This window comes from Plantactinospora sp. BC1 (assembly GCF_003030345.1).
Taxonomy (GTDB): Bacteria; Actinomycetota; Actinomycetes; order Mycobacteriales; family Micromonosporaceae; genus Plantactinospora.
In genome coordinates, this window is sequence record NZ_CP028158.1 from 426,237 (window position 1) to 439,338 (window position 13,102).

At 69.7% G+C, this 13,102-nt stretch carries 11 protein-coding genes; 7 read left to right on the top strand and 4 right to left on the bottom strand.

Annotated elements, in window-relative coordinates; genetic code table 11:
- Nucleotides 1-159: 159 nt before the first annotated feature.
- A complete protein-coding gene (locus C6361_RS01670; protein ID WP_107266523.1) occupies nucleotides 160-705 on the bottom strand; it encodes an SUKH-4 family immunity protein in 546 nt (181 codons plus the stop codon).
- Between the two features lie 336 nt (nucleotides 706-1,041).
- Between C6361_RS01670 and C6361_RS01675 the strand changes: the two genes are divergently transcribed.
- Nucleotides 1,042-1,698 carry a hypothetical protein gene (locus C6361_RS01675; RefSeq protein ID WP_159079125.1) on the top strand — a complete coding sequence of 219 codons (657 nt, stop codon included), beginning with the start codon at nucleotides 1,042-1,044 and terminating at the stop codon, nucleotides 1,696-1,698.
- A gap of 77 nt (nucleotides 1,699-1,775) precedes the next feature.
- Here C6361_RS01675 and C6361_RS01680 read toward each other — a convergent pair whose 3' ends face one another.
- The 3 genes from C6361_RS01680 to C6361_RS01690 form a co-directional block, all read right to left on the bottom strand.
- Nucleotides 1,776-2,795 carry an SMP-30/gluconolactonase/LRE family protein gene (locus C6361_RS01680; RefSeq protein WP_107266525.1) on the bottom strand — a complete coding sequence of 340 codons (1,020 nt, stop codon included), beginning with the start codon at nucleotides 2,793-2,795 and terminating at the stop codon, nucleotides 1,776-1,778.
- Between the two features lie 68 nt (nucleotides 2,796-2,863).
- Nucleotides 2,864-4,492, bottom strand: coding sequence for a long-chain fatty acid--CoA ligase (locus tag C6361_RS01685; protein ID WP_107266526.1), 1,629 nt, complete (start codon nucleotides 4,490-4,492; stop codon nucleotides 2,864-2,866).
- Between the two features lie 53 nt (nucleotides 4,493-4,545).
- Nucleotides 4,546-6,249, bottom strand: a complete 1,704-nt coding sequence (locus C6361_RS01690; RefSeq protein WP_234359264.1) for a carboxylesterase/lipase family protein — start codon at nucleotides 6,247-6,249, stop codon at nucleotides 4,546-4,548.
- A gap of 300 nt (nucleotides 6,250-6,549) precedes the next feature.
- On the opposite strand from C6361_RS01690, the gene C6361_RS01695 reads away from it, so the two are divergent.
- From C6361_RS01695 to C6361_RS01720, 6 genes are all read left to right on the top strand, one after another.
- A complete protein-coding gene (locus tag C6361_RS01695) occupies nucleotides 6,550-8,145 on the top strand; it encodes a tannase/feruloyl esterase family alpha/beta hydrolase (protein WP_199853199.1) in 1,596 nt (531 codons plus the stop codon).
- Between the two features lie 195 nt (nucleotides 8,146-8,340).
- The gene (locus tag C6361_RS01700) at nucleotides 8,341-9,087 is read left to right on the top strand and encodes an ABC transporter ATP-binding protein (RefSeq protein ID WP_107259479.1); all 747 of its coding nucleotides are present in this window, start codon (nucleotides 8,341-8,343) and stop codon (nucleotides 9,085-9,087) included.
- Nucleotides 9,080-9,772, top strand: coding sequence for an ABC transporter ATP-binding protein (locus C6361_RS01705; protein WP_107259477.1), 693 nt, complete (start codon nucleotides 9,080-9,082; stop codon nucleotides 9,770-9,772). The genes C6361_RS01700 and C6361_RS01705 overlap by 8 nt, the downstream gene beginning before the upstream one ends.
- A 51-nt stretch (nucleotides 9,773-9,823) precedes the next feature.
- Nucleotides 9,824-11,068, top strand: coding sequence for an ABC transporter substrate-binding protein (locus tag C6361_RS01710; RefSeq protein ID WP_107259476.1), 1,245 nt, complete (start codon nucleotides 9,824-9,826; stop codon nucleotides 11,066-11,068).
- A gap of 68 nt (nucleotides 11,069-11,136) precedes the next feature.
- Nucleotides 11,137-12,009 (top strand): branched-chain amino acid ABC transporter permease, encoded by an 873-nt coding sequence (locus tag C6361_RS01715; RefSeq protein ID WP_107259474.1) that lies wholly within the window; start codon nucleotides 11,137-11,139, stop codon nucleotides 12,007-12,009.
- Nucleotides 12,006-13,058, top strand: coding sequence for a branched-chain amino acid ABC transporter permease (locus C6361_RS01720; protein WP_107266529.1), 1,053 nt, complete (start codon nucleotides 12,006-12,008; stop codon nucleotides 13,056-13,058). Before C6361_RS01715 ends, C6361_RS01720 begins: the two co-directional genes overlap by 4 nt.
- The last annotated feature ends 44 nt before the right edge of the window (nucleotides 13,059-13,102 follow it).

Here is a 13,102-nt window from a genome sequence, read left to right on the forward strand (position 1 = left end):
GCCGCCCGGCCGGCGTGGGTGGGTGGGCGGCCGGGTCGGCCCGGGTCGTCAGTACGGCAGTGCTGGCGACCCGAGCCGTGGGTTAGGTTCACCGCTGTCGGCCGTGCCGCCGATCCGTCCGGTGGGCGCCACCGACCGTGGTGACCTGCCGTGTCGCCGTCATCCGTCCGGCTGCCGGTCCTCGTCCTCGTCACCGGGAGTGGTCAGGCCCTGCTCGCCGAGGAAGGCCCACCACCTGTCTTCGGCGCCGATCTCGGCGTACCCGGGGCCGAAGACGTAGTAGCCGAGGAACGAGTCGAGGTCCGGCGCGACGTCGAGGAACAGTTCGCGCATGAACCACTCGTCGGTGGTCTCCGCCGGGAGGTACCAGACCGCGCCGGAATCGCGCCTGATGAGCAGCGGCTCGTCACTGAGTGTGCCGAAGACCAGCCACTCGGCGGGCTCGTCGGCGACACCGGTGAACTCGGGCATCTGTGCGATGTAGTACTGGATGTCGTCCAGGTGCGCGACCGAGGGCAGGTCGAACGCGCCGGCCAGCATTCCGTCGGCCGTCTCCAGCAGGTCCCGGACCGACCGCGGCAGATCGGCGGGGATCTCGTCGGCCGGGGCGCCCTGGTTGATCTGGGCCCAGGCCAGCGTCGCGGGCCGGTCCGCCTCCAGGTCGGCGCGCAGCTCCGCGATCAGCTCCCGCAGCTCGGGATTCACTCCGCTACCTCGATTCGGGTCGGTGGCCAGCGGGCCCGCTCCTGAGTCGACGGCAGATCCGTGGTGGCGATCCCGGTTCGTTCTGCCGCCGTAGCGGCTCCAGACTATTGACCAACCGCCGCCACGATCGCGTCGGAGGCGCCGGCACCAAGGTCGTACGCCACGGTGCGCCCGGCGGCCGGGGGGTGGCGGGCGTGGGGGCCGCGACAACCTCGGTCTGCGGGCCTTGATCCGGAAAGTGCCTGCTCAGTGATTGTTTCGGGCGGACAGTTTATTGATGAACGACGATGGATATAGGCATACTGTTGAGGCAGATTTTCCAAGGATTGGAGCGCCATGGGACAGATGAATCGGATGTCGGCTCGCGTCGGCAGGAGCGGTGCGCGCCTCGGTGGACAGCTCGTCGTGCTGGTGGCACTGCTTGTCGCGACGACCGGTGTCGGCACCGCGTCGGCGGCGACGCTGGCCAGTGACGACTTCGAGGACGGCAACGCCGCAGGCTGGACGACCACCGGCGGAACCTGGATCGTCACCCGGGAAGAGTCCAGGGTCCTGCGCCAGTCCAGCTTCGCGGCCAACGCGCTGGCCCGGACCGGCCAACCCGGGTGGCGGGACTACACCGTCGTGGCCGAGGTGCGGCCCGACTCGTTCAATGGAATGCCGGGCTTCGTGGGCATCGTGGCCCGGGCGCAGTCCACCACCACCTTCTACGCACTGGTGTTGCGCCCGAACAACACCGTCGCGTTGACCCGGACCGTCGAGGGCAGGTCGAGCACCCTCGCGTCCGCACCCATGACGGTCAGCACGGATCGCTCGTACACCCTGGCGCTGCGCACGGCCGGGCGAACCCTGACCGGGTCGGTCGGCGGCACCCGGCTCACCGCCTCCGACGGCTTCATCCTCACCGGGCCGGCCGGTCTGGTCACCACCTGGGCCACCGCCTCGTTCGACAACGTCTCGGTCGACACCGACACCGACACCCCGGCCCGCTAACCCTCCGGCCGTAGTCCGGCTGCCCGATCGCACGACCGGTGCGCTCGTACCGGGTGATCGTCGAGCCGCCCCGCCCGTCAGTACGGCGATCCTGGCACGTTGAGTTGGACCTGGTAGAGGCCGAAGTTGCCCCACGTACCGGAGGTGATGAACAGCGTTCGGCCATCGGCGCCGCCGAAGGCGGCGTTGGTGGTGTTCCGGCCTGCGGAGATCGTGCCCAGCTTCTCGCCGGTGGGCGCGAAGACGTGGATCCGCCCGTCGGTGTGAGAGGCCCAGTAGAGGTTGCCGGCGCAGTCCACCGTCGCGCCGTCCGGCCCGGCGATGCTCGCGAACGTGCTGCGCCGACCGGTGCTGCCGTCCGGCAGCAGGTCGTACCGGACGATGGTGTTTCCGGCGTTGGCGCCGACGTAGAGCGTCGTCTCGTCCGGCGAGAGCACGACGCCGTTGGGTTGGGCCAGGGTGCCGTCGACGAGGAACACCTCGCCGTTGCTCACCCGGAAGACCCCGGTCATCCCGCTCAGCTCGTCCGGCCGGTTGCCGCGTTGGAAGTTCGGGTCGGTGACGTAGACGGTGCCGTCGGAGCGGATGGTGAGGTCGTTCGGAGAGTTGAACCGTCGCCCCTGGAAGCCGCTCGCCAGGGTGCTCCGGCTTCGGTCGGAGAGCTGGTAGGACGACACGCTGCGCTGGTCGTGGGTGGCGGCGAGGATCCCGGTGCCGTCTCCGGTCACGGCCAGCCCGTTGCTGCCGGAGTTCTCCAGGAAGACGTCGAACGTGTTCGGCGGAGTGAACCGGCGGATCGTCGACGGCTGTACGTTCTCCGGACCCGTACCGCCGCGCATGTCGGAGAAGAGCAGTTGGCCCGCCCCGGCGACCCAGACCGGTCCCTCCAGGAAACTGAAAGCGCCGCCGATCCTGGTGGCGGCCATGCTGGCGGCGGGCAGCGGCGACGGGTAGGAGGCGCCCGGGGTGCAGGGGCCGGCGGTGCCGGTGCGGGCTCCGGCCCCCGCCGGGTCGCCGGTGAACGTGGTGGTGATGGTCAGGGCGGTCAGCAGCGCCAGGGCGCCGGCCAGGCCGGCCCGGGCAGATCGTCGGGGCATGGGTCGCTTCCAATCAGGGGTGGGACCTGCCGTCTCGTCAATCAACGCCTATCTATATCACCGTCTATCTATACCACGCCGTCCGACCCGGCGACGGACCCAGTGAGACCGCGCAGCGCCACCTTCGAGAACTTGCCCGTCGCCGTCTTGGGAATCTCGTCGACGACGACGAAGCGATCGGGGATCCACCACGAGGCGACCCGGCCGCGAAGGTACTCGCGGAGACCCGTCTCGTCGACGTCCACCCCACCCGCGAGTACGACGTACGCGCACGGCCGCTCTCCCCAGCGGTCGTCGACGACACCGATCACCGCCGCCTCCCGCACCGCCGGGTGCGCCATCAGCTCGTTCTCCAGGGTGACCGACGAGATCCACTCCCCGCCAGACTTGATCATGTCCTTGATGCGGTCGACGATACGTAGGTAGCCGAACTCGTCGAGCGTCGCGACGTCACCGGTGCGCAGCCAGCCGTCGTCGGTGAAGGACGACGTGCCCGGATCGGCACCGAAGTAGCTCGCCGCGACCGTCGGCCCGGCCACCTGGAGTTCGCCCGACGCGATGCCGTCCCGCGCGACGGGCCGACGCTCGGCGTCCACAATCCGGACGTCGACCAACGGCACCGTCGGCCCGGGCCGGCCGAGCACCCGTCGGCGTTCGTCGGCCGGCAGCGCGTCGTGCGCGGACGAGACCCGGCCGCACGCGACGAGCGGGCTCGTCTCGGTCATCCCCCAGGAACCTGTGATGGGTACGCCGATCGCCCGCTCCCACGCCTGGGACAGCGCGTCCGGCAGGGCGCTCCCGCCGCTGACCACCTTGCGCAGCGACGAGAGGTCGGCGGTACGCAGCAGCGGCTCCAGCCCGCGCCAGATCGCCGGTACGCCGGCAGCGAATGTCACCCGGTGCCGGGAGAGTCGCTGGATCAGCTCCGTCGGGGCCATCGCCGGACCCGGAAGCACGAGGTCGGCTCCGGCGAGCACCGCCGCGTAGGGCAGCCCCCAGGCGTTGACGTGGAACATCGGCACGATGGGCATGACGACGTCCCGCTCCGAGATGGCGAAGCTGTCGACGCCCAGCAGCAGCATCGCGTGCAGCACGAGGGAGCGGTGGCTGTAGAGCACGCCCCTCGGCCGCCCGGTCGTACCGGAGGTGTAGCAGAGGCTCGCGGCGTCGTCCTCGTCGACGCAGGGCAGCGGTGCCGGCTCGGGGCATCGGGCGAGTAGCGCCTCGTAGTCGACCACCCGCGGATCGGCGGGAACCGCCTCGTCGCCACCGTCGTCCATCACGACGATCCAGCGGACCGTCGCGATGGAGCGGACGGCGTCCCAGACCGTGCCGAGCAGCGACCGGTCGACGAAGACGACGTCGTCGGCCGCGTCGGACATGATGTGTACCAGGTCGCGGGCGAAGAGCCGGTGGTTGATCGTGTGGAGGACGCGGCCGGCCGACGGGACACCCAGATACAGCTCGACGTGGCGCTGGCTGTTCCAGCCGAAGGTGCCGACCCGGGCCGAGTTCGGGACCTCCAGGACGTCGAGCACGGCGGAGAGTCGCCGCGCACGGTCGATCACCTCGCCCCAGGTCGAGATCGTCTCGCCCGACGCGGTCGCCGTGACGACCCGCTTGTGCCGGAAACCCAGATCCGCCCGGCGCATCAACAGGCCGACGTCGAGCGACCTGTCCTGCATCAGTCCGCGCACGGTTCCTCCGTTTCTGCGAGGGTGCTCCTGCCGCTGTCCGGCGCCGGCCGTCCTCACCGGACGGTGGTCGACCCGAGCCGGACGTGCCGATCGTCGGCGTCCAGCACCAGGCTCGCCGGCCACTGGTCCCAGTGGCGACCGAGTCCCCGGTGCTGCGGTGATCCGTGGTGGACGAAGTTCCGGACGCTGGCGATCATCAGGTCCGACAGCCGCAGCCGGCCGGGCCGGTTCTGCTGGCTGAAGGCGTACGAGAACACGTTGCGGCCGAAGTTGCCGAAGACGAAGGGCAGATCGATCGCGTGCACGGCGCCGTACACCTCGTCGAACGGCGCGGGCTGCTGGTTCCAGTCGAACCGGTAGTGATAGAGCGACCGGTTCCCGCCGCGAGCCAGCGCATCGAGTGAATCCCGGTTGATGCCGGTGAAGACGGCCTCGGTGAGCGCCGCGGCAGCGTCGTTCCAGCCTCCGGGCTTCTCCACCGGCAGGTACTCGTCCCTGAGCAGATCGGAGGTGGTCAGCTCGCCGGGGTCGTCCGGGTCGAACAGGTACTGCATCGTGAACCGGTCGTAGTCGCTCGGCCTGTGTGCGCCGATGGTGCTGCCGAAGAGCTTCCCTTCCTCAAGGGTGTTCCCGGCCAGTACGGGCACGTCCCGACCGACCCCGGACCCGAGTACGGCGTACGGGTCCGCGGGGATCACGGTGCCGTCGGCGATGACCGCCGGTGTCGCGTCGAGCTGGTGCCTGACGAGCACCCGGACCAGTTCGTCGGCGGGAAGCGAACGGAGCAGCTCCATGCCGCTGCTGCCCGAGGAGGGGTGGTCGCTCTTCGCGGCCTGCATCACCCGGTCGGCGTAGGCCCGCGCGCTGGCCACGCTTCGGGTGCTCAGGCCGCCGCTGAGCGGGATGGCCTTGTCCACCATGCCGCGGGCCAGTGGGGAGACGAGCAGGGACCAGACGTTCACCGCACCCGCGGACTGGCCCATCACGCTGATGTTGCCGGGGTCGCCACCGAACCGCCGCGCGTTCTGGTCGACGAAGCGGAGCGCCTTGACGAGGTCGAGGGTGCCGAAGTTGCCGGAGGCCGACAGCGGGTCGTCGTGGCCCGCGCCTTCGGCGTTCAGCCAGCCGAAGATCCCCACCCGGTAGTTGACGGTGACGACCACGGCCTGGGCGCGCCTGGCCAGCTCGCGCCCGTCGTACATCGGATCCGCCGAGTAGCCGACGACGTTGCTTCCGCCGTGGATGAAGAACACGACGGGCAGGTCGCGCGCTGACGTGGACGGCCGGAACACGTTCAGCGTCAGGCAGTCCTCCTCGCCGACGGGCTGTTGCAGGCCGTCCCGGACCGCCAGGTCGTAGCGCGGCCCGTTCGGGGACGGGCTGAAGAAGCGTCCCGGCTGGGTGCATCCCGGCCCGTACTCCTGGGTGCGCCGGACGTCCACCCAGGACCGGTGGGTCTTCGGCGGTTGCCACCGGAGCCTGCCCACCGGCGGCTCGGCGTAGGGGATTCCCAGCCACGAGTACGTCCCGCTCGACCGGCCCTCGTTCAGTCCGACGATCGGGCCCAGCGTCGTTCGGACCTGGGTCGGGTTCGCTCCAGGGTGGAGAGCGTGCGCGGACGCACCGGCGGGTGGCGTGGCGGCCAGCACGGCGGTCGCAAGGACGACGCCGAGGATCGGCCGGAGCAGAGACGACCTGGTGCGACGACGCCCGGCCGGTTCGCGGGCGATGGCGGCCCCGGACGGCATAGCAGGCATTGGCACTGCCTCCTTGGTGTCAGCCTGGCACGCGGTGTCGCAATCCGCGTCTACATTGCCACCGCGTGCCATCACTGTTGCACGCGTCACTTATCCGGGGCAAGAGCCGGCCGGCTGCCGGACGTTTCCGCTGCCGACCCTTGCGGGCCCCTGTGACCCATGGCACAGTGTTGGCACTCAGTGCCGCCTAGGGGCGGCGTTGGCGGCACAGCGTGCTTAGGCAGGAGGTCCGCGATGAGCCAGGTGCGGCGAGTTCGGGGAAGACTGAGGCGATTCCATGCCGGACTGATCCTCGCCACCGTGTTGGCGAGCGCGACGGCGGTCCTCGGGACCGCGCCCGCCACCGCCACGGTGGGCGCGGCACCGAGCTGCGCCGAGTTGGCGGGAAGCGAGATCCCGGCGTCGGCAATCACGTTGCCGACCAGGGGTGGCCGGGTCGGGTCGGCATCCCTGGTGACCCAGACCGTGAGTGGCAAGACCATCGAGTACTGCACCGTCGGTGCGGCGCTCTTCCCGATCGACCCCTCCGCGCCGGACATCAGGCTACAGATCGCGATGCCGGTCGAGTGGAACCGCAACGCGATGATGTTCGGCGGCGGCGGATACAACGGAACGATTCCCGCCGTCACCCAGAACGTGCCGTTCGGGCGTGCCGATCAACCGACGCCGCTGGCCCGTGGGTACGTGACGTTCGGGAGCGACTCCGGCCACCAGGCGGGGCCCGCAGGGTCCCTGGACGGGTCCTTCGGGATGAACGACGAGGCACTTCGCAACTTCGCCGCCGGTGACGCGCTCAAGAAGACCCGCGATGCCGCGCTCTACCTCATCCGTCGTGGCTACGGTGTCGGACCCGGTCGGACGTACTTCGCGGGCGGCTCGACGGGCGGACGGGAGGCTCTCGTCGTCGCACAGCGCTGGCCGGACGCCTTCGACGGCGTCATCTCCGCCTACCCCGCCTGGAACAACACCGCCGAGATCCTGCACCTCGGCCACCTCGTGCAGGTGATGTCCCGCCCCGGCGCATTCCCCGGCCCCGAGAAGCAGACCCTCCTCTACGACAGCGTCATGGCGGCGTGCGACGGACGGGACGGCCTCGAGGACAGGATCATCTCGAACGCCGACGGCTGCGAACTCGACCCCCGCGTGCTCCGCTGCTCCAAGGGTGCCGATACCGGCCCGACCTGTCTCTCCGATCCGCAGATCGCCTCGGTGATCGCCGCCGCCGAGCCGTTCCGCTGGCCGTACCGGATCGCCAGCGGCGAGCGGTACTATCCCGGCTTCCCGCTGCTCTCGGGTGCCGACATGAGAACCCCGGTCCTCGGCTTCGGCACCTCCGCGCCCGCCAACCCGATGCCGACGACCAGCGGATACGGGGCGCAGTACTGGGACCAGTGGGTGAAGTACTTCCTGACCAGGGACGCCGGCCACGACCCCCTGGCTGTCGACCCTCGGCGACCCGGAAAGTGGCTTCCCCGGATCAGTCACCTCTCGACCATCCAGGACCGCAACGACTCGGACCTGCGTCCCTTCGCGCGCTCCGGCGGAAAACTGCTGCTCCTGCACGGTGCTGCCGACGAGCTGGTGTCGCACCGCTCGACGAACGACTACTACCGGCGGGTGCTCGGCACGGTAGGCACCCGGCAGACCCGGGAGTTCATGCGGTACTACCTGGTGCCAGGGGCGAACCACGCCAACGTCGGCGCGCCCGCGTTCGCCGCCAACTGGGACTCGCTCTCCGCCCTGGAGCGCTGGGTCGAGGCAGGACGGCCGCCGGTCAGGCCGGTGGCCACCGACGCCAGGAGTGGCAGGACCCGCCCGCTCTGCGAGTACCCGCGCTGGCCGAAGTACCGCTCGGGTGATCCCGACAGCGCCGAGAGCTTCGTGTGTGCGCGCTGACGTCACCTCGGTGCCGTCAGCCTGCCGGGGCGCAGCGACCAACCGCGGCACAGCGCCGCCCGAACCGTGTGACCGAGAAGGGACTGAGATGCCTCGACCGCCAGCGCAGCTCCCCGCCGGAGGGAGGGCAGCCGGGATGACGACGGGCTCGGCCGCTCTAGCCAGGAGGGAAGCCGGGTGACGACGAGCGATCGGATGGCGCTGCGCACCCGGTCCCTGACGAAGGTGTTCCGCGGCTTCCGGGCGGTGGACTCGGTGGACCTCGAGGTTCGCGAGGGCAGTGTGCACGCGCTGGTGGGCCCGAACGGTGCCGGCAAGACCACGCTGTTCAACCTGCTGACCGGATTCGTCTCCCCGACGTCCGGCGCGATCACGGTCTTCGACGAGGACGTCACCGGCCAACAGCCCGAGCAGGTCGCCCGCCGTGGCGTGGCCAGGTCGTTCCAGATCACCAGCCTCTTCGAGACACTGACGAGCCGGCAGCACGTGGAGCTGGCTCTCCAGGGGCTCACCAGCCAGGGATTCCGGTTCTGGCGGTCGGAGAAGCTGCTCGGCAGGAACCGCGCCCGGGTGGACGAGCTGCTCGCGCAGGTGGGGCTGATGCCGCTGGCGGAGAAGCCGGTCGGGCTGCTCGCCTACGGGCAGAAGCGCGCGCTGGAACTGGCGCTGGTGCTGGCGCTGGATCCACGGGTGATGCTCCTCGACGAGCCGACGGCCGGGATGGGGATCGAGGACGTCGACCGGACCATCGAGCTGGTCCGCCGCCTCGCGGCCGGTCGCACGGTGGTGTTCGTGGACCACAACATGCACGTGGTCGGCAGCCTGGCCGACCGGGTGACGGTGTTGCAGCAGGGCCGAATCCTGGCCGAGGGCGGCTACGACGAGGTCCGCAACGACGAACGGGTGATCACCGCGTACCTGGGCGAGGCCGACCATGCTTGAGGTGAACGGCCTGATGGCGTGGTACGGCGAGGCGCAGGCCCTGCACGGGGTGAGCGTACGGGTCGGAGAGGGCGAGGTCGTCACCCTGGTCGGGCGCAACGGCGCCGGAAAGACCACCCTGGTGCGGTGCCTGATCGGCCTGCACCGGCAGGTCGGCGGCAGCGTCTCCTTCCTCGGCCGCGACGTCACCCGCACGCCGGCCCACCAGCGGGCCCGCGCCGGGATGGGCTGGGTCCAGGACGACCGCGGCATCTACGCGAGCCTCAGCGTGGAGGAGAACCTGCTGCTTCCGCCCAGGGTCTCCGACCGGGCGTGGACGCTGGAGCGGGTCTACGAGACGTTCCCGGAACTCGCCGACCGCCGCAGGGCGCCCGGCACCACGCTGTCGGGTGGGGAGCAGCAGATGCTGGCCATCGCCCGGGCGCTCCGGACCGGTGCCCGGCTGATGCTGATGGACGAACCCTCCGAGGGCCTGGCCCCGGTGGTCGTGGCCCGGATCGGGACGATCATCCGCCAGATCAAGGCCACCGGCGCCGGTGTGCTGCTCATCGAGCAGAACGTCAAGTTCGCCGCCACCGTGGCCGACCGGCACTACCTGCTCAGCCAGGGCCGCGTCGTCGAGACCCTCGACAACTCCGAATTCCGGCGGCGCGAGGGCGAACTCCTCACCCATCTCGGCATCTGACCGGTCGGCGAGACGACGCGACACATCCGATACGACACGAGGAGGACCACCATGAGAAGCAAGCGGATTGGGGCCGGTGCCGCGGCGGTGACAGGGGTACTGCTCCTCGGCGCCTGCGGTGCCGGCGGCCCCGGGGGGTCGGACGGCGATTTCACCGACGGCAAGCTGGTGCTCGCGGTACTCAACGACCAGTCCGGCATCTACAAGGACGCGTCGGGGCCGAACAGCGTCAAGGCGGTCAGGATGGCGGTGGCCGACTACCAGAAGAAGTACGGCGACAGGGCGGTCGTCGACGAGATCGAGGTGACCTCGACCGACCACCAGAACAAGCCGGACATCGCCAACACCAAGGCGAAGGAGCTGTACGAGCGCGGGGGAGCGGACGTCATCCTCGACGTGCCGACCTCGTCGGCGGCGCTGGCCGTCGCCAACCAGGCGAAGAGCCACAAGAAGCTGTTCCTCGACGTCAGCGCGGCGACCACCGAACTGACCGGCGGGCAGTGCAACAAGTACACCTTCCAGTGGGCCTACAACACCTACATGCTCGCCAACGGCACCGGCACGACCGTCACCGAGAACGGCGGCAAGAACTGGCACATCATCTACCCGGACTACCAGTTCGGCCAGGACATGACCAAGTCCTTCACCGAGGCGATCAAGCGGGCCGGCGGCACCGTGCAGGGCACCATCCCGACGCCGTTCCCGAACGACAACTTCGCGACCTTCCTCACCAAGGCCGGCAGCACCAACCCCGACGTGATCGGCACGATGCAGGCCGGCGGTGACCTGATCAACGTGGTCAAGCAGTTCAACGAGTCGGGGCTGCGGGAGAGGGGCATCGACCTGGCCGTCGGGCTGATGCTGATCACCGACATCCACTCGCTCGGCGTCGACCAGTTCGCCGGCACGATGTTCACCGACGCCTGGTACTGGAACATGGACGCCGAGTCGCGCGCCTGGGCGGACCGGTTCCGCGACGAGACCGGGACCCGGCCGACCTTCGAACACGCCGGCAACTATTCCGCGGCGCTGCAGTATCTGGAGGCGGTCCAGGAGGCCGGCACCGACGACGCCGACGCGGTCGTCGGCAAGCTCGAGGGCAGACGAGTCAACGACGTCTTCCTGCGCAACGGCGAGATCCGCGCCAAGGACCACCTGGTCACCCACGACGCCTACCTGGCCCGGGTCAAGAAGCCGTCGGAGGTGAAGGAGGACTGGGACTACGAGGAGATCGTCACCACGATCCCGGCGGCGAAGGCATTCCCTCCGGCCGAGGCGTCCAACTGCTCGCTCTGAGCGGTGGTCGGAGTCCGTAGTCCGCAGACACCCGTCGGCGCCCAGCGTGAGCCCCGGGAAAGGAACCCATGAACGCAGTGCTGCAGTACGCCGTACAGGGCCTGGCGGCCGGCAGCTTCTACGCGCTGGCCGCCCTGGGACTGGCGATCATCTTCGGCGTCCTGGGCGTGGTGAACTTCGCCCACGGCGCGTTCTACATGCTCGGCGCGGTCGCCGCGGCCGTGCTGCTCGACACCCTCGGGCTCACGCTGTGGTGGGCGCTGCTGGCGGTACCGCTGCTGATGTTCGGCTTCGGCGTCGTGGTGGAGCGGCTGCTCGTGCAGTGGCTGCTCCGGCTCGACCCGCTCTACAACTTCCTGCTCACCTTCGGTCTCACGCTGGTCCTGGTGGAGGCCGTCAAGCAGCGGTACGGCGTCTCCGGGCTGCCGTACAAGCCTCCGGACGTACTGTCCGGACGCGTCGAGCTGGCCGGCGTCGTGCTGCCGCGCTACCAACTGTTCGTCTTCCTGTTCTCCGTGGCGATCTGTGTGCTCGTCTGGCTGCTGATGACGCGGACCAGGGTCGGCATGATCGTCCGGGCGGCGACCGAGAAGCCGGAGCTGGCCCGTGCCCTGGGCATCAACGTCGGCCGCTGGGTGACGCCGGTCTTCGGCTTCGGGGTCGCGCTCGCCGGGCTGGCCGGCGTGCTCGCCGCACCGTTCCGGGCGATCACCGCCGACATGGGCAACAACTTCGCGATCATCCTGTTCGCGGTCGTGGTGATCGGGGGACTCGGGTCGATCGTCGGCGCCGTGGTCGCGGGTTTCATGGTGGGCCTGGTGGAGGCGTTCGGGCAGGCGTACGCCCCCACGTTCGCGCAGATCCTGATCTTCGTCCTGATGGCGGTGATCATCCTGGTCCGCCCCGCCGGGCTGTTCGGACGCAAGGAGGCGACGGCATGACCCGGTCCGTGGTAACCGAGGCCCCGGTCACCGAGCCGCAGTCCGCCACCTCGGCGGGCAGCCCGAGACTGCGCTGGGTTCTGCTCGCCGTCGGCCTGGTGGCGGCGCTGGCGCTGCCGTGGTTCGTCTATCCGCCGGTGGCGATGGACATCGTCGCGATGGCGCTGTTCGCGATCGCCCTGGACATCCTGCTCGGCTACACCGGCCTGCTCTCCTTCGGACACGCGGCCTTCTGGGGCAGTTCGGCGTACGTGACCAGCCTGATCGCGACGCACCACGGCGTGCCGTTCCCGGTGGCCGTCGTCGGCGGCGCGCTGTTCGCGATGATTCTCGCCCTCCCCGCCGGATATCTGTCGGTGCGCCGCTCCGGGATCTACTTCGCGATGGTGACCCTCGCCTTCGCCCAGATGGTCTACTTCATCGGGTACCAGTGGAGCGGCCTGACCGGCGGCGAGAACGGGCTGCAGGGCGTACCCCGGAATTTCTTCGGGATCGAGCTGGTGGAGACCGATTCGTTCTACTTCTACTACGCGGCCCTGCCGATCCTCCTGCTCGGCATGTGGGTGGCCTGGCGGATCGTGCACTCGCCGTTCGGCCGGGTCCTGGTGTCGATCCGCGACAACACCCAACGGGCCCGGGCGCTCGGTTACGAGGTGGAGAAATACAAGGTCATCGCCTTCGTGCTCTCCGCCGGACTGACCGGGCTGGCCGGCGGTGTCTTCGCCATCAACCACGGTTTCGTCGCGCTGACCGAACTGCACTGGAGCACCTCCGGCGAGGTCGTGCTGATGACGGTGCTCGGCGGCATCGGCACGCTGTGGGGAGGAATCCTCGGCGCGTTCCTCTCCGTGATGCTCGCCGACTATCTCGCCTCGTCCGGCTTCGACGGTATCGATCTGGTCACCGGCTCGGTCTTCGTCCTCGTGGTGCTGCTGTTCCGGCGTGGGCTCTGGGGTACCGTTCGGTATCAATGGCTGGCCTGGCAGCAGCGCCGTACGTCGTCGCGCCGCACCTCGGCCGGTGCCGACCCGGCGGAGCGCGGGCCGTGAGCCGCTGCGGACGTCCCGCAGGGGTCACAGAGTTCGGCAAACCT